Raw genomic sequence first — 21,827 nt, forward strand, 5'->3', positions numbered from 1 at the left:
GAAGACACAGTGAGGGGGCGCGCAGGCGCCCCCTCACCACATCGGCTCGCGGAGGGGCTTTGTGACGCAGACCGTCGAACCGAAGGCAGCACACGAGCGGCCCCCGCTCTGGCGGGACGCCACTGTTCTGAAGTGGGCAGCTCAGATTGCGGTCCTGCTAGGACTGATCTTCGTGGGTGTCGTCGCCGTCCGCAGCGCCGCAGCCAATCTCGAGGCGCAAGGTCTCACCTTCTCCTGGCGGTTCCTGAGTGACGCGCCGGGCATTCAGCTCTCTGAGGGCTTCGCCACACTGCCCTCGTCCGGCCTCGAGGCGATACTCGTCGGCGTCGTCAACATGTTGCGGGTCACCGCCTCGGGCGTTGTAGCCGCCACGATCCTTGGAGTGATCGTCGGCATCGCCAGGCTCTCTTCGAACTGGTTGGTCAACAAGGCCTCCACCGTATATGTCGAGACCATTCGCAACGTTCCGCTGTTGCTCCAGATTGTGTTCTGGTTTGCAGTCTTTGGCTCGCTTCCAAGCTTGGAATCCGAAGGCTCGGGGCCGATCGAGGGGTGGCTGTACGCCACGAACAAGGGTCTGTCCATCCCGTGGTTCTTTCCTCGCGAAGCGTTTTGGCAGTGGTTCGTATTCGTTCTAGCCGGTGCAATCGCCGCCCGGTTCGCCTTCCGGTGGCGGATCAGGGTCCTTGAAGAGACAGGACATGAAGCCCACGCCGTTGGGTACTCGCTCGCCGCTTTCATGCTCTTTGCCGTCGTCGGTTGGTTCGCGCACCCCATTGCCGGCGCTCTCGGGTGGGTCTTTGGTGGCTTGTCCTGGCTGTTCGGGAGCGTTCCGCTGGTGCTCATGCAGTTCGTCCTGGCCGTTGCCGTCGTCGGCCTGGCGGCCCGGTGGATCAAACGGTTCCTCGACTCGCTGCGCAGCCCGGCTGGTCTTGCCCGGTTGACCGATGATGACATCTTCCGGATCGGCCTGGCCGGGGCGATGGGTGTCGTTGCCGCCATCGTTTTCTTCTTGGTGCCCGGGATCACCGAGGGGATCAATCTCGGACTCGAACGCCTCTTCGGATTTTGGGATGGCAAATTCGATTTCTTGCGCACAGGCACCGTGCTCGAGTTCGGGCGTCCGACGGTGGAAGCTCCCGGGCGATTCGCCAGTTTCGGAGCCACCGGCATGACGATGAGCGGCTACTTCTTCGGTGTGTGGGTGGGCGTCACGTTGTACACGGCTGCGTTCATCGCCGAGATCGTGCGCGGCGGCATTCTGGCCGTCGCCAAGGGGCAAACTGAGGCCGGACTGGCGTTGGGCCTCAAGCGCAGCCAGTTGCTGCGGATGATCGTTCTGCCTCAGGCCTTCCGGATCATCCTCCCGCCGATGGGAAATCAGTACCTCAACCTGGCCAAGAACACGTCGCTCGGGATCGCAGTGGGATACGCCGAGGTCGTGGCCGTCGGGCAGACGCTCTTCAACCAGACGGGCGCCACGATTCAAGTCATCCTGATCTGGATGGGGTTCTACCTGCTGGTCAGTCTGATGCTTTCAGCCATCGTCAACTGGTACAACCGCCGAGTCGCACTCGTGGAGCGCTGATGACCGAACCATTTGTCAACGAGATCAGCGAGTCCGAGGTTGCACCTGACAAACCGTCGGCCGGTGCGATCCGCTGGGCCAGGGAGAACCTCTTCTCGACGTTCTTCAACTCGGTCCTCTCTTTGTTGATGCTGGCGCTGATCGTGGTGTTCGTGAGAGGCCTCTTGAGCTACGTGTTTGCCGAGGAGCGGCTGTGGAACGTCATTCCTCGCAACATGAAGCTGTACTGGACAGAGGCCTATCCCGTCGCCGAAATGACCAGGACCTGGGTCTCGCTGGGGATCGTCCTGGTGCTGGCGGGATTGAGTCTGGCCGTCTGGAAAGTGGGCGGGAAAACCGCCCCGCGTCAATTCGGTAGGACGCTGACTTCCATCGGCATCACCGGCCTGGTGGTCGCCATCCTGGCCGATGCACCGTCCGGCATTCGGGTCGGCGCCGCTGCGGTTGGCGCCGTTCTCTTTTTGGCGGGCCAGGCGGTTCGGATGATGGCCGGTGAGCGGTTCAAAGAAGAAACGATCCACATCCGCTCCGTTCTCCTCGGCATCCTGCTGATCATCGGCGTCATTGTCTGGATACTCCCGATCGAGACCGGCACCAAAACCAGCTTGACCATTCAAGGTGTGCTGCTGGTCGTGTCGTACCTCCTGGGCGGGGTGGTCGTCCGCGTTGTTTCAGAAGGCTTGGCCCGCGGCGTCCTGGTCGGCCTGTGGTTGTTGTCTCTTCCTGTGGTTTACCTGGTCGTTCAGCGGGCACCGGTGACCGCCGACGTGCCGGTGATGTCGGTCTTCCTGCCCTCCGCCGTTGCGTTCATCGTGCTTGGTGGGGGCTTGCTGTGGTGGATGAGCTCCGGGAATGCCGGCGAGGGCGGGCGCCTGGCGGCCGGCGTTGTGGTAATCGCGGCTCTCGGTTGCTGGCTGGTCTCGATGCCGATGTTGGTTAGGTTCCTGCTGCTGGCTCTGGCCACGTTTGCCCTGGCGGCTCCGACGTTCGGTGGAACCGGGAAGGCGCAGAAGAACATCGTCATCGCCTGGTCGGTCACGGTGCTGATCACGGCCTACTTCATGGTCATGATGCAAGCGGAAACCGGCCTCGTGGGCCTCCAGGGGGAGTTCATCGGCGGCCTCAACCTGACCTTCCTGCTCGCCGTTTCCGGCCTGGTCATCTCGTTCCCGATCGGAATCATGCTGGCGCTCGGCCGTACCTCATCGATGCCCATTTTCCGGCTTCTCAGCACCGGGTACATCGAAACCGTGCGCGGGGTTCCGCTGATCACGGTGCTTTTCTTCGGCAACCTGGTGATCAACAGATTCCTACCCCGCGAGGTCGAACTCGACAACATCGTGAAAGCAATCGTGGCGATCGCCCTGTTCTCCGCCGCGTACCTGGCTGAGAACGTGCGCGGTGGTCTCCAGTCGATTCCGAAGGGTCAGTACGAGGCAGCCAAGGCGATGGGTCTCTCCACCGTCCAGATGACCGTGTTCATCACGCTTCCGCAGGCGTTGCGGTCGGTGATCCCGGCCATCGTCGGGCAGGTCATTTCCCTGTTCAAGGACACATCGCTTGTGGCGATCATCGGTCTCGCAGACTTCTTGCGGGTCGCCCGCGACATCGTGCCCAACCAGCCTGCCTCGCTGGGCAGCCTCCAGGAGAGCCTCCTGTTTGCGATGGTCATCTACTGGATCTTCACATTCAATGTCAGTCGCGCCAGCTTGAGGTTGGAGCGGAAGCTCGGCGTCGGCGAGCGGTAAACGGAGGTAACAGTGCCAGGCGACAAAGACATCATCATCAGCGACGGCGTCAAGAAATGGTTTGGCGACTTCCAGGCGCTCAAAGGCGTGACGACGAACGTCAAAGAGGGCGAAGTCGTTGTGATCATCGGCCCTTCCGGATCGGGCAAGTCGACGTTCATCCGCTGCATCAATCGCCTCGAAGTGCACCAGGAAGGCCGTATCGTCGTCGACGGCGTCGAACTGACGAACGATCTCCGCAATATCGAGAAGATCCGCTCTGAAGTCGGCATGGTGTTTCAGCAGTTCAATCTGTTCCCTCACCTGACCGTGATGCAGAACATCACCCTGGCGCCGATCTGGGTGCGGAAGCACACGAGGGCGGACGCTGAGGAGACGGCGATGGCGCTGCTGGAGAGGGTTGGAATCCCCGAGCAAGCCGACAAGTTCCCCGGCCAGCTATCCGGTGGTCAGCAACAGCGTGTCGCCATTGCACGATCCCTGGCGATGGAGCCTCGCATCATGCTCTTCGACGAGCCGACTTCCGCGCTCGACCCCGAGATGATCAAAGAGGTCCTGGACGTTATGAAGGAGCTGGCCAGGTCGGGCATGACGATGCTCGTGGTCACCCATGAGATGGGGTTCGCCAAAGAGGTGGCCGACCGGGTGCTGTTCTTCGACTACGGCAACATCGTCGAGGCCGGCACACCGGAGCACTTCTTCACGAACCCCCAACACGACCGCACGAAGCTGTTCCTCAGCCAGATCCTCTAGCCCTAAGACCTTTCTGGCGTTAGAAAGCGCGCATTTCTGGCTGATTTCTGACGCCAGAATGGTTGGTTGAGACGATGTCGCCGACCAGTCCGGTTGGTTCGACGATGACGTTCCCGACATGAAGCCCGACTCGAACCTCTGAACGTCATCGCAGCTGACCCCATAGGTCGCGCTCCGCCAGGTCGATCACCGTCCACGCCATGGCGAGAGCGCCGTCTCTGATTGCTCGCTCGCCGTCTGGTGTCACCGTATGGGCGGCGAACTCCGGTTGATGGTTCACGTGGCCGCCGGCGTTGATGCCGAGGAACGGGTGAATCGAGGGAACGACGTGGGAAACGTTGCCCATGTCTGTGGAACCGGCTGCCCCTGGGTCGAAGTCGCTTGCACGCAGCATGGTCCGCCCGAGGGCAGAGATATTGGCGTTGAACCGGTCAACGAGGACGGGGTTGTTGACCAGGTCTTCGTAGGGGTGGCCGATCTCCTCGACCTCGTAGGTACATCCAGTGGCCGCGCCGTCCAAGCAGGCGATCACCTTGTCGTACAGTTCGACCATTCTGGCTTTGGTTCCGGCCCGGACGTACCACGATGACTTCGTCATCGAAGGGATGATGTTGGGAGCGTCTCCGCCGTGTGTGACGATGCAATGGACCTTGTCGGTCGGGTAGAACGCTTGTCGAAGTGTCGAGACGTTCACGTAAGCCTGCACGAATGCGTCGAGGGCGTTGATACCGAGTTGTGGAGCGAAGGCGGCGTGCGAGTCCCGCCCGTGGAAAGTCACGTCGATGTGCCGAACTGCGAGGACGTCGGGGTCGAGCACATCGTCGGGGGAGGGGTGGATCATCATCGAAGCGGCGGTGCCCTCGAATGCGCCGGCCTCGATGAGGTCGACCTTGCCGCCCCTCATCTCTTCGGCGGGTGTGCCGAGCACCGTCACCCGGATGCCGAGCTCGTCGGCCAGGCCGGCGAGCGCGACTCCCGCTCCCAGCGCCGACGTGGCGATGATGTTGTGACCACAGGCATGGCCGACGCCGGGCAGAGCGTCGTACTCCGCGCAGATCACAACTTCCGGCCCCGAGTCCCCGACCCGTGCCACAAAGGCCGTATCGAGTCCATACGCCGGGTACTCGACGGCGAAGCCGTGCTCCTCGAGAAACGTCGAGAGTCGGGCCGAGGTATCGAATTCCTCAAACGCAATTTCCGGGTTGTCATACATCCACCGGCTGATTTGCTGGAGTTCGCCCTCGACAGCGGTGAACTTCTCTTGTGCGGCTGCCTTGCGATCCATCCCCCAACCTTACGTTCTGGCGTCAGAAAGCGCGCAATTCTGGCGGGTTCCTGACGCCAGAACGGGGGTTTGTTGCGACCTACTTCACTTCGGGGGAAGGGTGCCGCATATTGGGCAATGTGACCGGGCTCTTATCTGCCATCGAAACTGCACGTGCTCAATACGGGTTGATCAGTCTTGATCAACTTCGATCGGCCGGCGTAGGCCCGAGGACGGTGGAGCGCCATGTCAGGTCCGGCAAGCTCGAGAGGATTGCGTTTCGGACCTTTCGATTTCCGGTTGTTGAACCCTCGTGGCATCAAGAGGTCATGAGCGCCACACTCACCGGCGGCCCAACTGCGCTCGCCTCACACGCCACCGCCGCCACTCTCCACGGGTTGCTCGACCGTCCGCTCGACCAGGTTGAGATCGTCATGCCTCGCTGGCGTCGGTCGCAGCAGCCGCCGTTTCGAATTCATGAGTCGAAGGATCTGCTCCCCGAAGACCGGGTGATCGTCGAGGGCATACCTACGACCACGGCAGCTCGGACGGTCGTCGACCTGGGTGCTTCCGCTCCCTGGTTGGTTGAAAAGGCACTCGAGAGGGGTATCCGGCAGCAGGCCTTGACCCTGGCCGACGTAGAGGCATTCGTCGGCAGGGTTGGCCGTAGGGGTCGAGCAGGCGTCGGGATCATCCGACCCCTGATTGAGCAGCGATTGCATTGGGACGGTCTCACCGAGAGCGAACTCGAGGACCTCTTTCGTCGAATCTGGGGAGTCCGGCTCCCTCAGCCCGTTCCCCAGTACGTCATCGAGGATACCCACTGGGGTTTTGTGTGCCGGGCCGACTTCGCATTCCCTGCCCATCGAATCCGAGTCGAGTTGGACTCGGAGGCGTTCCATATGGACCGACCCACGTTTCGCAAAGATCGTCGAGTTCAGAACCGCACAGAACTCCTCGGATGGAGGACGTTTCGGTACACGTGGTGGGATCTCATCAATCGCCCCGAAGTAGTGCTATCCGAGCTAGAAGCTGCCCTGGCGGCAGCCATCCACCGTTCTGGCGTCAGAAAGCGCGCAATTCTGGCCGGTTCCTGACGCCAGAACGGGGGGTGTAGGGTCTTGGCGTGGCTCGCTCCTTTCTCGCTGTTGTGTTTCTCCTTGCCGCCTGTTCCGGCGAGGCCGCCTCGACCACCGTCGCGCTCACCGCCGACACGACGACGACCTCTACGACGCCTGCGGTCTCGACCACGAGCCTCCCGACGCTCGAATCTTGCGACGACGTTCCCTACCGGGCGCTGGTCGTTCCGGGGCGGGTGGCCGGAGCGGAGACCTCCCCGAAGGACCTGGGCAACGATCCGCTTACCGCGATTCCCGGGACTTCGTTGAAGCTGTGGGTAGACGCCGACTCTGCACCCGTCATGGCGCTGGTGCGCGGATCACTTCCGCCCGTAGCCTGGGCCGGTCCCACGGCGCGTATCGAGGTGGTGCGAGAGGATGCCGCGCTCGGTCCGCTGCCGGGTGATATCTGGGCGGTGGCCTGGTTTGAGAGCGAAGACCGCTGTGACCTGTACACCCTCATCCTATATCCGCCCACCTCAGCCGACGAAGCGCTCGAGGTGGCCGAGTCCCTGATCCCGGATCGATGACGCGAGTCGGCCGGTGGTCGAAACCACCGGCCGACTAGTTCTTGCGTTGCTTCTACAGAGCCGTCATCCCATGGGCTCCGGTGGTGGCGCTTCCTCGCCCGCCTCGAAGACAGGAGAGCTCGCCGTTACCCGGCCTGCTTTGGCGACGCCGGCCGGCTCCACATCGACGAAGAGGTCCCGGATCGCTCCGATGCTCCCGAGGATGCCTGAGGTATCCAGCGGCAGGAAGATCTTCGTGGCCTGCCCGTCGGCGATACCTTGTAGCGCTTCCAGATAGCGGATGGCGATCAAGTCGGGAGTCGGGTCGCCATGGTGGATCGCACCGAACACTCGCTCGATGGCCTGTCCTTCACCTTCGGCAACCGTGAGCTTCTGGTACTTGTCGGCATCGGCCACTCGCTTGATGGCCTCTGCTTCACCTTCGGCTCGCAAGATCTGCGCTTCCTTGACACCCTCCGCTTTGAGGATGGCCGACCGCTTCTGACCCTCGGCCTCTGTAACCACCGCGCGACGGTCGCGCTCCGCCTTCATCTGACGGTGCATGGCGTCGGTGACATCGGGTGGAGGCTCGATGCGTTGGATCTCGACACGGACCACGCGGGTTCCCCACTTGTCGGTGGCGACGTCGAGGATCGAGCGCAGTGTTGTGTTGATCAACTCGCGGGAGGTCAAAGCCTCGTCGAGTTGGAGATCACCGATGACGTTACGGAGGTTCGTTTGGGCGAGTTTGATGACCGCCTGGGCGAAGTTCTGTACGTTGTACGTCAGCTTCACCGGATCAGTCGCCTCGTAGTAGATGACCGCATCGACGGTGACCACCACGTTGTCTTTCGTGATGACCTCTTGGGGAGGTACGTCGATGACCCGTTCGCGCATGTCGACCTTGGTCATGCGCTTCACGAATGGCATCACCCAGCGAAGGCCTTCTCCGACGGTCCGCTGATATCTGCCCAGGAACTCGATGAGTCCCTGCTCAAACGGGCGGACGACTTTGAGGCCGGTGGCGGCGATCACGATGGCCATCACGGCCAGGACTATCAGAAGTCCAATCAATGCCTCCATAGCTACTTCCTTTCTGTGCGTTCGTGTACTTCAAACATCTCGACCGACGAGCGGCCCGGCGTCAATGGAGCACCACGGGTGCCTCCTGTGGGTCGGCGGGTGTCATGTCGTTTCATCCCTGGCCACTACCAAGCGCGATCCGGTGATCCGCTCGACGCGCACCTCAGATCCGGCTTCGATGACCTCCCCGTCGCTGGTTGCTCGCCACTCCTCCGATTCCATTCTCACCATGCCGGATCCTGCATGCGGGTCGATCGTCTCGAGGACGATCGCTTTGGCATGGAGGAAGCGATTACTCGCCACCGGGGTGGGCTCGAAGTCGTCCTGATGGTGGACGAACCGGCGCACATAGAGAAGCGAAATGATCGAAACCGCAAAGAACGTGATCCACTGCACGGCCAGGCCGGTCTCGAACCAGGCGAGGAGGGCCGCCGCCCCCGCCCCAATGCCGAACGGCAGCAGGAAGAACCCCGCTGTGAACATCTCACCGATGAGCATCACAACGGCGAGGATCGTCCAAACCCAGCGCCATACCTCGAAGTCCATTGCTTCATCTCCTTTTCCAACTACAAACCCAAGCGCCGTGATCGCCGCGACAATCAGTACATATGCCAGCAAGGCATACCGGGCGTTCCGACGTCGTTCAGAGTTTCCGCTCTTGACGTCCTGCCAGCTGGGCAGTTGGCCGGAGCGGTCCCGTTGTTCCGATGCCCACGCTTCGGCAAATGTGGCGATGTCCGGCCCCACGACCGTCGAGGGAGATTTCCCCTCACTCGTCGCCTCCAGAAGGTGTTGTTCCAGTTCAGTCCGCATCTCGTCGGCGGTTTTTCGTGGCACACGCGTCTGAAGCCAATAGCGTTCGCAGTCGGCGACGATCTCCGTCACTGTTCTATCGGTCGACACGTGCACCTCCATTCAGCACCCGGTTGACGCCTTCCGTCAGTTCTTGCCACTCGGCCTTCCAGGTGGCGAGGCGTTCATCGCCATCCGGGAGGATCCTGTAGTACTTGCGCCTCGGCCCTTCGGTCGATGCTACGAGGTAGCCCTCGATGAGCTCCTGTCGCTGGAGCCGGCTGAGCAGCGGGTAGATGCTGCCTTCGCTCGCCAGCGACAGTCCGCGCTCATGCAGTTTGCGGACCATTTCGTAGCCGTAGCTCGGCTCCTCGGCGATGATCGCCAGCAGGCACATGTCAAGCACGCCCTTGAGGAGTTGGGAGCTACGTTCGACGCTCATCTTTTCACTACCATGTAATGCAGTATAGCGGTCATTACCTTGCACTGCAAGATAGCTGGTTGGTCGGGCCCGGAACTTTCTCCCACAGGCCATCAATCAGAACGGTGCCGGCCCTTTCGGGCCGGCACCATCCCAGTGCCCAGACTCCTCGGTACGGTCTAGAAGTCCATGATGGCGACGAAAGTGGCCAGCGCTTGATCGAGAGCATCGAGATCGGCATCGGTTACCACCTGCATCTGAACGAGAACCATGAAGGACCCGTCGGCAGGTTGGGCAGCAACGTTGACGATCGACGATTCGGTTCCACCGCAGGAATCCCAGACCTCCCACAGACCGGCGTACAAACCGTCGTCGTATGCATCCCGACCGCCGCTGACACAAGAGTCGGGGAAGCCGTGGTAATCCAGCAAGTCCTCCATCGTCCACGTTTCACCGAGGGTTGTGGACGCTCCGAAGAAGATTCCGGGTGTCGTCCACGTCCCGAAGTAGCCGTCGAGGTCCGGTGAGGCGAGAACCTGCACACCTACATCGGTGTCGGCGAGGCTCCAGATCCCGGATTGCTGGTCGGTCCACTCGATCGGTACATCGACGTAGAGTGAGAAGGAATCGTCCGAAATCTCCACGTATTCGGTGTAGATGTCACCGGTTGCGACGATCTCGTCGTCGAGTTCCGTGCTGAAGGAGAAGGCAACCTCGAGTTCATTCCCCGAGTTGAGTGTGCCGTCGAGGAACTCCCCTGTATCAGGCCGGTAGATCTCGATGGCAAACGGATCGGCAGAGTCGTGGGAGCGGAGAATGTCGCAGTAGTCGGCCATGGTCCCGTCGGTGGCGAGTACGAGGCCTTCGAGCAGAGTGACGACGTCGCCACCACGGATCCCGGCTTCGTGGGCCGGTGAACCAGACTCGACTGAAGCTACCCAGATGCCGGAGTAGCCGTCGCCGACAATGGCCTGGCCGTTGATGCCGATCGATGTGACATCCGCACCGCCGCGCAGCGTGTCGAGCACCTTGAACGCTTCGGCCCGGCCGATGGCGTAGGTCTGACCATCCGCGTCGCTGGCGTAGCTGACCGCCACAACCTTGCCATCCTTGGTTACTACGGGTCCACCAGAGTTGCCGGGAAGGATGTCGGCCGAGTGTTCGATCACGTTGTCGACGGACGACCACCACGACTCTCCGTCGGCTCTCTCCTTGGAGACGATGCCGTCGAGCACTGTGTACTCCTCGGTTCCCAGCGGGAACCCGATTGCGTAGATGTCCATCCCCGCAGTGACATCGCCGTCGAACCATTCGAGGTAGGGGTAGCCGTCACCGTCGATGTCGATCACGGCCAGATCGGAACACTCGGATACGCCCAAAATCTTGGCGTTGCGCGGTTCGGTCTCGCCCCCAACGTAGACCTGGAGAAAGGCGGCGCCGGTGACGACATGGTTGTTCGTGACGGCGATTCCGGCCGGATCGATGATGAACCCGGAACCGCTACCGGCCGAGTTGAGCTGGGTTCCGTAGTCGGGATCGACGAACGTCCCGGAGGCGACGATGCGGACTGTGGCTCCCTTGACATCCCCGAGCGTTCCTGCCGCCCCGGTTGTTGCCGCCGTCGTCGTGGTTTCAGCGGCTGTAGCCGATGTTGTGTCTGTGTCGGGCGTGGTAGCCACGGTCGTCTCGTCGCTGCTTCCCCCACAGGCGGCCAGGATCAAGGAAATGATCGAGGCGAAGACGACTACTCGTACGGCTGATGCTCTCATTACGGCCTTCCCTATCAATAGGTTCGAACTCCCGACCCCGAGACGGGACGGGTGGGTTGTAGCTGGTTCCATGCTACGTATCGGCCAACAGATCCCGGTTCATTAGGACTCCGGGCTGTTTCGGGAGGAGCTTCTCGTCTCAGATCGCATGGTCCGGCAATTACGCACAGGGTCTCCTGCCCCGAAAACGGCGCGCATCGCCCGGTTGGCTATGCCAGGCTGGTGGTCATGCCCACCGTCGACGTTCAGGATCTCAAGAAGGTGTTCAAAGTGCCGGTGCGGGAGACCGGGCTGCGGAATTCCTTGCGGTCGCTGTTCAAGCGCGAGCATCGGATGGTTGAAGCGGTCAAGGGGGTGAGCTTCTCGCTCGAGCCGGGTGAAATCGTCGGATTCCTTGGTCCGAACGGCGCAGGCAAGACCACCACCCTCAAGATGCTGTCCGGCCTGCTGTACCCCGACGGCGGCATGGCCCACGTGCTCGGGTTCAGGCCGGAGCGCCGCCAAGCGGAGTTCCTGCGCCGGGTGGCGCTGATCATGGGGAACCGCAACAGCCTGCAATGGGATCTGCCGGTGGCCGACTCCCTGGAGCTGCGTCGCGCCATTTACGAGGTCGACAGGGGAGATTTCGAGCAACGGAAGGATGCCTATGTCGAGATGCTCGATGTTGGCGGCCTCCTCACCAAGCCCGTCCGCAACCTCTCGCTGGGTGAGCGCATGAAGGTCGAGATTCTCGCCTCGCTCCTGCCACACCCGCAGGTGCTCTTCCTCGACGAGCCGACCATCGGGCTCGACATCACGATGCAGAAGCGGATCCGGGAGTTCGTCGCCACGTACGCGGCCGCGACCGGGGCGAGTGTCTTGCTCACCAGTCACTACATGGCCGACGTCACCGCCCTCGCCGAACGCGTAATCGTCATCCATCGCGGGAGCATCCTGTTCGACGGCGATCTCGCCGGCCTCTCCGATCGGTTCACGGCCCACAAGACGATCGTGGTGGCGGTTGCCGGCGAGTTGGGGACGCTCACCCATCTCGGCAGGGTCCTGGAGCAGAACTCCTTCAAGGCCACGCTCGAGGTACCGAAGGAGGCGATAGCTTCGGTGGCTGCCCGGCTGCTGGCCGACTACTCGGTGACCGACCTCTCGATCGAAGATCCGCCCATCGAGGACGTCATCGAGCATGCGTTCGCCATCGGCGACGCCCAAGCGGCTGAAGAAGAAGAGGACGTCCGGTCGTGAGGAAGCTGGTCTCCGTCTATGCGGCGGAGATGAAGTTCGCAGTCGCCAATCAGATGCAGTATCGGTGGGCCGCCTTCTTCAGCTTGACCGGGTTTCTCATCGAGCCGGTGGTCTACCTCGTGGTGTGGCGAACCGTCGCCGAACAAGGTGGCCCGATCGGCGGCTACGGCGTTGCCGAGTTCACGTCCTACTACATCGTGTGGACGCTGGTGAGGAACATGAACCTGGCGCTGGCTCCCGGCGCCTGGGACTACTGGATCCAGTCCGGCCGCATCTCAAACGACCTCATGCATCCGGTGGCCGTCTATCACCGGCAGCTGGCCGGCTTCGCCGGATTCAAGTTCGTCTGGATCTTGCTGTGGTTCCCGGTGGCAGCCGTCCTTTCGCTCATCTTCAAGCCGGAGCTCAGCCCTACATTGCTCCAGGGCCTCGTGTTCTTTGTGGCCATCTGGCTCGGCTACATCATCAGATTCTCACTGCTGTTCCTGTTGGGGCTCATCAGCTTCTGGACGACGCGGGCCCAGGCTTTGATCGAGATCATGATCGGGGCGGAGTTGCTGTTGTCGGGTCGATTGGTTCCGCTGGCCGTTATGCCCGAATGGGTGGAGCGCCTGGCCGGTTGGCTCCCGTTTCAATGGACCTTCCAGTATCCGATAGAGGTGTTGATCGGACAGTTGAGCAATCGGGACGTTTTCATCGGCCTCGGCATGTAGTTCCTCTGGGTGGGGTTGATGGCAGGTGCCATCGTCCTGACCTGGCGGCGCGCAATCAAGCGCTACACGGCGGTGGGCTCGTGAACGGGTTCCGGCTCGCCGCGATGCACTGGAAGGTCGGCGCCATGCATGAACTCCAGTACCGGGTCAACTTCTTCCTCCAGTTGGTCGATTCGGCCATCCGTTTGGCAACGGGACTGGTGGCGATCTACCTCGTTTTCGCCCACATCGACAACCTGGCCGGCTGGAGTCGACATGAACTGCTGGCCGTCATGGGCATTCACATCCTGCTGTCCGGGATCGTGCGGACGTTCATCGAGCCGAATGTGTTTCAGTTCATCTACACGATCGGCGAGGGCGAGTTCGACTACGTGCTGGCGCGACCGGTCGACTCACAGCTGATGGTGAGCATCCGCAACCTGCGGTTCTGGCAACTGGTGGATGTCGTGGTCGGCGCGGTAGTGATCGTTTGGGCGGTGAGCGGGATCGTCGAAACGACCTCCTGGTTCGAGGTGTTGGGATTCCTCGTAGCCGTGTTCTGCGGGGTGATCATCCTCTACTGCATGTGGATGATCCTGGCTTCGGCTGCCTTCAAGTGGATTCGTGTTGACGACACGGCTCAACTGCTGAATGGTCTGTTCCAGGCGGGCCGCTGGCCGGTCACCATCTACCCCGGCTGGCTCCGATTGACCCTCACGTTCGTCGTTCCCCTGGCCTTTGCCATCACGGTCCCCGCCGAGGGCCTAACCTCGCGGCTCACCGGGGGAACGCTGGCCCTGACGGTGACCGTGACGGGAGTCATGCTCCTGGTCACCCGGGCCGCATGGCAGTACGGGGTGCGCCACTATTCGGGTGCCTCTGCCTGAGCAGAAGTAGGAGCGGGTTACGTTTCTATTGCCCCAGCGGAGTGCCGAAGATGCCAGGCCGCTCAGTCGTATGGGCCCCTTGGGTGGCCCGGCGCCCTCGTCTCCCTACGCCTCGATCGGCTCGGCGCCCTCGCGTTCGAGTACCCGCCGCAGCTGATCCTTTTTCACGAGACCCGACGCTCGCCACCGCTGGGTTGCGACGACCCGGTTGCCGTTCGGCTTGCTCTTCTTCTTCTGACGCTCAGAAGTTGAAACGAGCACGAAGGTGGGGGTCGATCGGATCTTGAAGTGCTGGGCTGCGTCCGGCACGTTTGCCACGTTGGCCTTGACTACGTGGGCGTTCGAGCCGAACTCGTCGGCGATTTCGTCGACAATGCCGTCCATCACTTTGCAGGGAGGGCAACCGAATTGAAAGAAGTCGATCAGCACTGGTTTGCCGGACGCGACCATCTCGTCGATTTGCGCGAGGGAGTTGGCTTGTACGGCCTTTTGCCGACGTTTGAAGATCATGCGGGTTTCCTTGATGGTTTCGAGGATGGTCAACAATAACGAGCCCGCGATTATGCCCGGATTCCACCCGATAGCTGCAAACGGCGACTCGCGGCTCGCGTCTCGCGACTACCTTCTTCTCGCATGAACGACTCCAAGACCATCGATCGTCTGCTCACCGATACGAAGACCTGGGCCGTTGTCGGGCTGTCAGCCAATCCTGATCGCGCTTCCTACCGGGTGGCTGTGCGGCTGCAGTCCATCGGGATGACGGTCGTTCCGGTCAATCCTTTGGAAGATGAGATCCTCGGTGAAAAGAGCTATCCCGATCTCGAATCGATTCCCTTCGAGGTAGATGTGGTGGACATCTTCCGTAGGTCTGAACTGGCCGGCGCCCACGTTGATGAGGCAATCACTATCGGTGCTAGGGCCGTCTGGATGCAGCTCGACGTGATCGACGAAGAGGCGGCCGTCCGGGCAACGGATTCGGGACTTGATGTCGTGATGGACCGCTGTCCGGCGATCGAGCTCAGACGCAGGGGTCGTTGATCGCTAGAGGTCTTCCGGTCCTTCGATGTCATCGTGAACGATATCGAACCGGTCCATGCAGTCCTCACACCGGTAAATCAACTGATCGCCGGGTTCGTATTCCCGGTCGGGCGGGGCGAAGCTGATGAGATGGGCGCGACCTCCGCACTCAACGCAGACGATGATCGGCGCGGGTTCCATACCTCAACGGTAGCGACAGCTAGAGGCGGATGGTGGCAGGATCTTCGACCGCGTTGTCGATCCCGGTGGATGGTTTCATCCGACGGAGCAGCCAGTAGCCGGCAATGCCTGCCAGGAGCGAACCCAGGAAGATCCCCGTCTTGGCTCGATCGGTCAGTGTCGGGTCGTCGAATGCCAGGCTCGCCACGAACAGAGCGACCGTGAATCCGATTCCGGCGAGAAGGGCGAGACCCCAAACGTGTGCTCTCGTCGTGCCGGCCGGAAGCTTTCCGATATTGAACTTCACCGCTGCGAAGGTAAACAGCGTGATCCCGAACATCTTGCCGAAGAGGAGTCCGAAACCTACTCCGAGAGCAACGGGATGGGTGATGGCATCGACGAGGTCGACCCCGGCGAATCGAACGCCTGCATTGGCCAGAGCGAAGATCGGAACGACAACAAACGAACTCCACGGCAGCAACTTGTGCTCGAGTCGCGTGAGTGGTGCCATCGACTCGTGTGCAACAGAGATGATTTGGCCGGCCTCGTAGTCGACGTGCTCCCTGGCGGCCTGAGTGGTGGCTCGAGCCGGGTACACATCGAGGATACGGCGGGATTTGTTGTCGAACTCATCGCTCGAGAACAGTGGACGCGCCGGGGTCATGAGACCGAGCGCGACGCCGGCCAGGGTGGCGTGCACCCCGGACTCGAGGAGGCAGAACCAGGCAACGACTCCGGCCGGTATGTAGAACACCATGCTCCTGACGCCCGAGCGCTTTGAAGCCTCGATGACGACGAGCGTTCCGATGGCCGCCCCCAACCATCCGAGGTTCATGTCGTCGGTATAGAAGACCGCAATGACCGTGATGGCGCCTATGTCGTCTGCAATCGCCAGGGCCAGCAAGAAGAGCTTGGCTCCGGTCGGTACTCGCGAACCGAGCAGCGCCACCACACCAACTGAAAAGGCGATGTCGGTGGCCATCGGGATACCCCAGCCGTTCATCGCTTCGCCGCCTGTGCCCCACACGAAGCCGATGTAGATCAGCGCCGGTACGACCATTCCTCCGAGTGCGGCGATCGCCGGCAGGGCGGCCGCCTTCGGGTCCCGCAACTCGCCGACGACCAGTTCGCGTTTGATCTCGAGTCCAACGACGAAGAAGAACAGCACCATGAGTCCGTCGTTGACGAAGTGCTGGAGGCTCTCGTCGAAATGGAACCACTCCCCGATCTGGAAGGTGAGGTGCGTTTCTTCCCAAAACGTGGCGTACGTCTCACCGAATGGAGCATTTGCCCAGATCAAAGCGACGGCCGCCGCGATGAGAAGGATGATCCCGGAGGCAGCTTCCGTCTCCGTGAATCGAATGACCGGCTGCATGAACCGGCGCGGGACGAACCGGTCCGAATGAAGCCAGGTTGGGTATACGCGTTCATCGTCCACGAACGAGGAGGCTACCAAGGTTCGCGGACGAGTCCGTTCGTCGGTCGGGTAGTCGGGGAGCGCGCGCTGATCGCGCTCTCCGGTGGGCTGGTGGTGCCAATCCACCTCGGAGCGGGTGGGATGGCCGGAGAGATCTCGCGGCCGGCAACGAGCCAGGGTGAGATCAGTCCAGCGCCCGTTTGGCCAGTTCTTCTGCAATCGCGTCTGGACGGCTGAGCCAGCGGCTCTGATGAGCGTCGGTGATGGTCCAGCCGGCCCTGCGCAGCGCCATATGCCGCTCGATGTGCGCGTCAGGGCCGTCGGGATGAACCCTGCACACCACGCCAAAGGCCCCCCTGCCCCGGCCCACGGCCAGGTCAACGGTCCAACCGGCCACCGGGTAGTCGGCGACTGCTTCGACACGGAAACGACGAAGCTCGTCGAATATCTCTCCGGCCCAGCCGTCCGGCCGAGCAGTCGATTCTGACGGACGCGGAGGATGGTCACCGTGCCTGAAGTAGTCCTTGAGTAGGCCGGCCGGCAGAGCATCGGCCGCGAACGAATGAACAACGGTCATCCCGGATCTCGCTCGCGTGACCATCACATTGAACAAGTTCGGGTTCTCGACGAATCGAAGTCCGGTGCCGAGTTCGTCGTCGGTCATAGCCAGTGACGCAACCACGAAATCCCGTTCATTCCCCTGGAATGCATGCACCGTACCCACGCGCAGTCCGAGCCGCTCGGTATCTTCCGGCTCGAAGACATCGAGCAGCATTTGCTCGAGCGCGTCGGCTTGGGCCCGGAACGGGGTTACAACGCCGATACTGGTTGCTCCCGCGCCGGCGAGACGTTCCACTTCAGTTCTCACCGCGACAACCTCGGCTTCGTTCACCCCTGCTCTATCGCGCCGGCCGGCGGTGTACATCAGTTGAATGGCGTCCCTGGACTCCGTTGCCGGGTGCTGGGTCATCAACTTCAACCGGCCGCCGTAGAACCGATCCCAAGTTTGGCCGTTGTCGGCGCTTCCGTACACGGCGCCACCGGTTGTGCCGAAGTAGACGCCGCCCGGATTGAGCTGGTCGGCGACCATGGCGCCGCGCAAGACGGTGGTGTAGGTCTGGTCGGGGAGGCCGGTGCCCGACTCCACCCAGGTGTCTCCCTGATTGTCCGAGCGAAAGATCCGGAGGCGGCCATCGACCGGCAGACGGAACTCGTCGCTCCGCAGAGGTGCGACGAACAACCGTCCGGATCGATGATCGCTCACCATCGGGAAGCCGAACGATGCAGGTAGCCCGGTCTCAATCCGCTGCCACGAGTCGCCCGCGTCGATTGAGCAGTAGACGCCGGTGTGTTCCTGGCGCCAGAGACGATCGGGATGCTCGGGATCGAGTGTGAGGCCGTGAACACACCAGCCACTACCGCTTGCCTCATCGCTTGGACCGGTTACACCGGAATTCTTCGGCTGCCAGGTTTCGCCGCCATCGTCGGTCCGGAACACGCCGACGGCAGAGATCCCCACCCACAATCGCTGCGGGTCGCCCGGATGGGCAAGGATGTGATGAGCGCACAGTCCGCCGAGCCCCGGTTCCCAACTCGAGCGGGTCGCATGTTCGTTCAATGGCTCGATCGGATGCCAGGTCGCACCGTCGTCGTCGCTGGCGAACAGTCCAGCTTCGTCCACTCCCGCCTAGGTCCGCCGACCAACCGAGGTCAGAGTCCAGATCTGGGTGAGTGGCCTTTCCGAGCCCTCCGGCCAGCCCGGCCCGGCCACGACTTGTTCCCACTCGTTGAGATCTGCACTTCGATGCAGGGCCGCCCCGAACCAGTTGCTGGCAGTTGCCAGTAGGTACTCACCGTTCGGTGTGCGATTGAAGGCTGTGACTTTCCAGCCCGGAAAGGCGGGTTCCCCAATGTCCCAGTGGTGGCGGTCGTCGGAGCGAAGAAAGAACGCCCCCTTGGAGGTTCCGATGGCAAGCGTGACGGTCATTGTGGTCCCCTTGAGTCGCTCGATCGGAAAACCTACATCAAGGAGCGCCCGGTTGCCCGGGCGCTCCTTGATATCTCCGTGGGCCGGTCTAGGACTGAAGCGCGGCCTGGATCTCGAGTTCGATTTCGAGCTTCTTCGAAACGAGTAGGCCACCGGCCTCGAGTGGAGCGTTCCAGTTGACGCCCCACTGTTCGCGCACGAGCGTGGCTGAACCGGTGAAGGCGGCCTTCTGGTTTCCCCATGGGTCGGCGAACACACCGAGGAAGTCGAAGTCGATCTCGATCGGATGGGTGACACCCCGCATGGTCAGATCGCCGGCGAGATTCCAATGTCCGTCCTGTGGCGTTACTGAGGTGCCGACAAAGGTGAGTTGCGGGTAGTTCTCGGTGTCGAGGAAGTCGGGGGACCGCAGGTGGGTGTCGCGATCCTCCGCATTGGTGGTGATGCTGGCGCTTTGGATGGTGAATTCGACCACGGATTCAGCCGGATCCTCCGTAACGATGATGGTGCCGGCAAAGTCCCCGAATGTTCCCCGAACCTTCGAAACGACGAGATGGCGGGCGACGGCGGAGATGGTGCTATGTGAGGGATCGATGACCCAGGTTCCGGTGGCCGGTACGGTCCGGGTGTCAATGGTGCGAGTGCTCATCAGGTTCTCCTTTTACTTGAACGTTCAATGATTTTACCATACGCAAGACTCAACATGACTTTGACGGAGATCTTTGGCCGAGTCACGGCAACCGGCTGCAGCGAGCACGCCGAGGTATCGGTAGGTCTACAACCCAAAACCAAAACCTAGAACCTCTGCAACGATCGGTTACTCGTACGAAATCGCCTCGAGCACATCCAGGTTCGAGGCCCGGAACGCCGGCCAGGCGGCCGCCAGGATGCCGGCCACCGCCGCACCGACGATGCCGGTGGCGAGCCATCCCCACGGGATGCTGAGCTCGAGTCCCTGATCAGCTAGTGCCGCCACCAGCGCCCACCCGAAAGCCATGCCGAGTCCGGCACCGAGCAATGCGCCGAAGATCGCGATGATGACCGACTCCAATCCGATCATGTTCCTCACTTGTGGTCTGCTCATGCCGATAGCTCGGAGAAGGCCGATCTCATGTGTGCGTTCATAGACCGACAGCAACAGAGTCAGGAGAATGCCGAGCAGGGCGATGAAGACCGACATCGCCAGCAGCCCAAAGATCAGGTACACGACCTGGTTGATCTGAGAGGAAATCTGGTCGCGCAACTCCTCTTGATCGATCACCTGAATGCCTGGGAACGGCTCGAGGGCGGCCTCGATTGCCGTCCTGCCACTCTCGATCGATACCCCTTCTGCCAGCCGGACGTAGGCCTGTGTGATCGTGTCTTCGATGTAGTTGGCGGAGAAAGTGGTGGTGGCCATGAACCACGACACATCGGTGGCGCTGGCAATGTCGATGATGGCCGCCAGTTCGAACTCTTGTGCTCCCGTCCGTGCGAAGCCGACGTCGATCGGGTCGCCCAGCTCCAGACCCTTGTCATCAGCGACAGATTGGGTCGTGGCTATCAGATTGCCGCCGAGGCCCTCGAATGATCCATCGACTGTTTCGACGCTGAGGAACTCGCCTACCACGGTGGGATCCACACCAGCTATGAGGGTCGTCGAACCAAGCACTTTCGCCGGTCCTGCTTGCACTCCGGTGATCAGATCGACGCCGTCGAGGGTCGCCACCGCGGATATGGCTTCCGAGCTGAAACCGATGAAACCAAAGCCGGGCGGTTGTAGCAGCAGGTCGGCGGTGAAGGCCTCCTCGATAGCGCTGGTCGCGGTGTCCCGCGTCGAAGCGGCGAGGATTGAAACAGTCGCCACGAGTGCGAGGCCGATCATCAGTGCTCCGGCTGTGGCCGCGGTCCTACGCGGACTTCTTGCAGCATTACGCTGGGCGAGATTTCCGGTGGCGTTCGACAGAGCGCGCATCGGGACCCCGATCAGGCGAGCAACCGGTCTTGCCACCAGCGGGCTCAGAACGTAGGTGCCTATGAACACGAGGCCGGCTCCGATTCCCACCAGAAGCGCCGGAGACAGATCGGCAACGTCCAGCCCGGTCAGCCCGCCTGCAATTGCGGCCGTACCCAGCAGGGCGATGGGCGTCCCTCCGATCACTCGATTGCGCCAGGACTTTCTCGTGCCGACGGTCGGCACGTCGCGCAGCGCGGCCATGGGGGAGATGCGCGACGCCCGGATTGCCGGCAAGAGGGCGGAGATCATGGTGACTGTGAGCCCGGTGACCAGAGCCACGACGACGGTACGCACCTGCAGCTGAAGGCCGCCTGAAGGCAGGTCGCCCCCGAACGCCACTTCGATCAGGACCTGCATCACCATCGCCAACAACACCCCGGCCCCGACACCGAACAGAGAGGCTATGAGTCCGGTGACTGCGGATTCGAATAGCACCGATGAAGTCACCTGGCCACGGGTCGCGCCGATCGCACGCAGGAGGCCCAGCTCCCGGGTGCGCTGGGCGACAACGATCCTGAAGGCGTTGTAGATGACGAATACACCTACGAAAAGGGAGATGCCGGCGAAAGCGAGCAGAAGGGTGTTCAGGAATCCCAGGCCCTCTTTGACCTGCGACGTCTGCTCCTCGGCGACACTCTGGGAGCTCACAGCTTCGATCCCCGACGGCAGAACCGCGTCAACGGCCTCGATGACGGTATCCAGGTCACCGGCCGGCTCGATTGTTATCTCGATCGCATCGACCTGGCCCGTGGCGTCGAGAAGCTGCTGAGCGGTCTCGAGGTCGAACAAGGCCCAGCTAGTCCCCAGCAGATTGTCGGCTTCGCCGAACCCGAGGCTTCCTACGAGCGTGAAACTCAGCTTTGGTCCGCCTATGAGCATCTCAACCGTGTCTCCAACTGCGAAGCCGGCACGTTCGATCGTGCCGACGTCGAGCATCAGCTCCGACGCCCCCACCGGAGGCCGGCCGTCGCGAATCGTGAACTGCGAAGGGCCTCCCGACCACGACGTCACGAAAGTAGGAGGTCCGGCGGTCGGAAGGAGATCGCCCTGTGCGTCTAGGATCTGACCGTACGGCGACAACACGGTTCCCCAGGCGCCTTCGACGCCGGGGATGTTCTTCACTTGTTCGATGAGGTCCTCCGGCATCCGCTCGGGCAGCCCGAAGCTCAGATCGGGGTCCACTTCCCGCCGCACCTGGATATCGGTGGCCGCGAATGCCTCGGAGAAGAGATCGTCGAATGCCTCGCCGATTGTGTCTGTGAACACGAAGGCGGCGACAACGAAGCTGACTCCGGCCAGGATTGCCAGCGAAAGAAGCCCTGATCTGATCTTGTGAGCCCAGATGTTCTTGAAAGCCGCCCGAAGCATGC

Annotated in this window: 21 protein-coding genes; 9 read left to right on the forward strand and 12 right to left on the reverse strand. The window is 61.9% G+C overall.

Features of this window, described 5'->3' with window-relative positions; genetic code table 11:
* The first annotated feature begins 61 nt into the window (after positions 1–61).
* The 3 genes from P1T08_01780 to P1T08_01790 are packed head-to-tail and all read left to right on the forward strand — an operon-like array spanning position 62 to position 4,089.
* Positions 62–1,588, forward strand: a complete 1,527-nt coding sequence (locus P1T08_01780) for an ABC transporter permease subunit (GenBank protein ID MDF1594816.1) — start codon at positions 62–64, stop codon at positions 1,586–1,588.
* A complete protein-coding gene (locus P1T08_01785) occupies positions 1,588–3,336 on the forward strand; it encodes an amino acid ABC transporter permease (GenBank protein ID MDF1594817.1) in 1,749 nt (582 codons plus the stop codon). The genes P1T08_01780 and P1T08_01785 overlap by 1 nt, the downstream gene beginning before the upstream one ends.
* A gap of 12 nt (positions 3,337–3,348) precedes the next feature.
* Positions 3,349–4,089: an amino acid ABC transporter ATP-binding protein gene (locus tag P1T08_01790; GenBank protein MDF1594818.1), complete on the forward strand. Its 741-nt coding sequence runs from the start codon at positions 3,349–3,351 to the stop codon at positions 4,087–4,089.
* A gap of 145 nt (positions 4,090–4,234) precedes the next feature.
* Here the strand turns inward: P1T08_01790 and P1T08_01795 are convergent, their stop codons facing one another.
* Positions 4,235–5,374 carry a M20 family metallopeptidase gene (locus tag P1T08_01795; protein MDF1594819.1) on the reverse strand — a complete coding sequence of 380 codons (1,140 nt, stop codon included), beginning with the start codon at positions 5,372–5,374 and terminating at the stop codon, positions 4,235–4,237.
* 308 nt (positions 5,375–5,682) lie between these two features.
* Here P1T08_01795 and P1T08_01800 point away from each other — a divergent pair, with 308 nt between their 5' ends.
* Both P1T08_01800 and P1T08_01805 read left to right on the forward strand, forming a co-directional pair.
* Positions 5,683–6,450 carry a hypothetical protein gene (locus P1T08_01800; GenBank protein ID MDF1594820.1) on the forward strand — a complete coding sequence of 256 codons (768 nt, stop codon included), beginning with the start codon at positions 5,683–5,685 and terminating at the stop codon, positions 6,448–6,450.
* 29 nt (positions 6,451–6,479) lie between these two features.
* Positions 6,480–7,001 carry a hypothetical protein gene (locus P1T08_01805; protein ID MDF1594821.1) on the forward strand — a complete coding sequence of 174 codons (522 nt, stop codon included), beginning with the start codon at positions 6,480–6,482 and terminating at the stop codon, positions 6,999–7,001.
* Positions 7,002–7,064: 63 nt separating this feature from the next.
* On the opposite strand, the gene P1T08_01810 is transcribed toward P1T08_01805, so the two are convergent.
* The 4 genes from P1T08_01810 to P1T08_01825 form a co-directional block, all read right to left on the reverse strand.
* Positions 7,065–8,054 carry an SPFH/Band 7/PHB domain protein gene (locus P1T08_01810; protein ID MDF1594822.1) on the reverse strand — a complete coding sequence of 330 codons (990 nt, stop codon included), beginning with the start codon at positions 8,052–8,054 and terminating at the stop codon, positions 7,065–7,067.
* 111 nt (positions 8,055–8,165) lie between these two features.
* Entirely contained in the window at positions 8,166–8,966 is an 801-nt protein-coding gene (locus P1T08_01815) for an NfeD family protein (GenBank protein ID MDF1594823.1), read from the reverse strand.
* On the reverse strand, positions 8,953–9,297 hold the full coding sequence (locus tag P1T08_01820; GenBank protein MDF1594824.1) for a PadR family transcriptional regulator: 345 nt from the start codon (positions 9,295–9,297) through the stop codon (positions 8,953–8,955). The genes P1T08_01815 and P1T08_01820 overlap by 14 nt, the downstream gene beginning before the upstream one ends.
* Before the next feature lie 158 nt (positions 9,298–9,455).
* Positions 9,456–11,045, reverse strand: coding sequence for a S1C family serine protease (locus P1T08_01825; GenBank protein ID MDF1594825.1), 1,590 nt, complete (start codon positions 11,043–11,045; stop codon positions 9,456–9,458).
* A gap of 228 nt (positions 11,046–11,273) precedes the next feature.
* Here P1T08_01825 and P1T08_01830 point away from each other — a divergent pair, with 228 nt between their 5' ends.
* The 3 genes from P1T08_01830 to P1T08_01840 all read left to right on the forward strand — a co-directional run bounded on the left by P1T08_01830 (position 11,274) and on the right by P1T08_01840 (position 13,860).
* Positions 11,274–12,281, forward strand: a complete 1,008-nt coding sequence (locus P1T08_01830) for an ATP-binding cassette domain-containing protein (GenBank protein MDF1594826.1) — start codon at positions 11,274–11,276, stop codon at positions 12,279–12,281.
* Positions 12,278–12,994 (forward strand): ABC-2 family transporter protein, encoded by a 717-nt coding sequence (locus tag P1T08_01835; GenBank protein ID MDF1594827.1) that lies wholly within the window; start codon positions 12,278–12,280, stop codon positions 12,992–12,994. The genes P1T08_01830 and P1T08_01835 overlap by 4 nt, the downstream gene beginning before the upstream one ends.
* Positions 12,995–13,074: 80 nt before the next feature.
* Positions 13,075–13,860: an ABC-2 family transporter protein gene (locus tag P1T08_01840; protein MDF1594828.1), complete on the forward strand. Its 786-nt coding sequence runs from the start codon at positions 13,075–13,077 to the stop codon at positions 13,858–13,860.
* 105 nt (positions 13,861–13,965) lie between these two features.
* Here P1T08_01840 and P1T08_01845 read toward each other — a convergent pair whose 3' ends face one another.
* A complete protein-coding gene (locus P1T08_01845) occupies positions 13,966–14,370 on the reverse strand; it encodes a thioredoxin family protein (GenBank protein MDF1594829.1) in 405 nt (134 codons plus the stop codon).
* A gap of 123 nt (positions 14,371–14,493) precedes the next feature.
* On the opposite strand from P1T08_01845, the gene P1T08_01850 reads away from it, so the two are divergent.
* On the forward strand, positions 14,494–14,898 hold the full coding sequence (locus P1T08_01850) for a CoA-binding protein (protein ID MDF1594830.1): 405 nt from the start codon (positions 14,494–14,496) through the stop codon (positions 14,896–14,898).
* Between the two features lie 3 nt (positions 14,899–14,901).
* Here the strand turns inward: P1T08_01850 and P1T08_01855 are convergent, their stop codons facing one another.
* From P1T08_01855 to P1T08_01880, 6 genes are all read right to left on the reverse strand, one after another.
* Positions 14,902–15,078, reverse strand: coding sequence for a hypothetical protein (locus P1T08_01855; protein MDF1594831.1), 177 nt, complete (start codon positions 15,076–15,078; stop codon positions 14,902–14,904).
* Positions 15,079–15,097: 19 nt separating this feature from the next.
* Complete coding sequence (gene nhaA / locus P1T08_01860) at positions 15,098–16,495, reverse strand: Na+/H+ antiporter NhaA (GenBank protein MDF1594832.1); 1,398 nt, start codon at positions 16,493–16,495, stop codon at positions 15,098–15,100.
* 163 nt (positions 16,496–16,658) lie between these two features.
* Entirely contained in the window at positions 16,659–18,155 is a 1,497-nt protein-coding gene (locus tag P1T08_01865) for an AAA domain-containing protein (protein ID MDF1594833.1), read from the reverse strand.
* Positions 18,156–18,161: 6 nt separating this feature from the next.
* Positions 18,162–18,461, reverse strand: a complete 300-nt coding sequence (locus P1T08_01870; protein ID MDF1594834.1) for a hypothetical protein — start codon at positions 18,459–18,461, stop codon at positions 18,162–18,164.
* 88 nt (positions 18,462–18,549) lie between these two features.
* Entirely contained in the window at positions 18,550–19,110 is a 561-nt protein-coding gene (locus tag P1T08_01875) for a YceI family protein (protein MDF1594835.1), read from the reverse strand.
* Between the two features lie 168 nt (positions 19,111–19,278).
* Positions 19,279–21,825, reverse strand: a complete 2,547-nt coding sequence (locus P1T08_01880) for an FtsX-like permease family protein (protein ID MDF1594836.1) — start codon at positions 21,823–21,825, stop codon at positions 19,279–19,281.
* Between the last annotated feature and the right edge of the window lie 2 nt (positions 21,826–21,827).

It is taken from the genome of Acidimicrobiia bacterium, assembly GCA_029210695.1.
GTDB lineage: Bacteria > Actinomycetota > Acidimicrobiia > Spongiisociales > JAHEDJ01 > JAHEDJ01.

Excerpts from the sequence above, each read along its gene's own strand:
- P1T08_01785 (MDF1594817.1), top strand. The coding sequence starts at position 1,588 with ATGACCGAACCATTTGTCAACGAGATCAGCGAGTCCGAGGTTGCACCT.
- P1T08_01795 (MDF1594819.1), bottom strand. The coding sequence starts at position 5,374 with ATGGATCGCAAGGCAGCCGCACAAGAGAAGTTCACCGCTGTCGAGGGC.
- P1T08_01800 (MDF1594820.1), top strand. The coding sequence starts at position 5,683 with ATGAGCGCCACACTCACCGGCGGCCCAACTGCGCTCGCCTCACACGCC.
- P1T08_01820 (MDF1594824.1), bottom strand. The coding sequence starts at position 9,297 with ATGAGCGTCGAACGTAGCTCCCAACTCCTCAAGGGCGTGCTTGACATG.
- P1T08_01825 (MDF1594825.1), bottom strand. The coding sequence starts at position 11,045 with ATGAGAGCATCAGCCGTACGAGTAGTCGTCTTCGCCTCGATCATTTCC.
- P1T08_01830 (MDF1594826.1), top strand. The coding sequence starts at position 11,274 with ATGCCCACCGTCGACGTTCAGGATCTCAAGAAGGTGTTCAAAGTGCCG.
- P1T08_01845 (MDF1594829.1), bottom strand. The coding sequence starts at position 14,370 with ATGATCTTCAAACGTCGGCAAAAGGCCGTACAAGCCAACTCCCTCGCG.
- P1T08_01850 (MDF1594830.1), top strand. The coding sequence starts at position 14,494 with ATGAACGACTCCAAGACCATCGATCGTCTGCTCACCGATACGAAGACC.
- P1T08_01855 (MDF1594831.1), bottom strand. The coding sequence starts at position 15,078 with ATGGAACCCGCGCCGATCATCGTCTGCGTTGAGTGCGGAGGTCGCGCC.
- P1T08_01870 (MDF1594834.1), bottom strand. The coding sequence starts at position 18,461 with ATGACCGTCACGCTTGCCATCGGAACCTCCAAGGGGGCGTTCTTTCTT.
- P1T08_01875 (MDF1594835.1), bottom strand. The coding sequence starts at position 19,110 with ATGAGCACTCGCACCATTGACACCCGGACCGTACCGGCCACCGGAACC.
- P1T08_01880 (MDF1594836.1), bottom strand. The coding sequence starts at position 21,825 with ATGCTTCGGGCGGCTTTCAAGAACATCTGGGCTCACAAGATCAGATCA.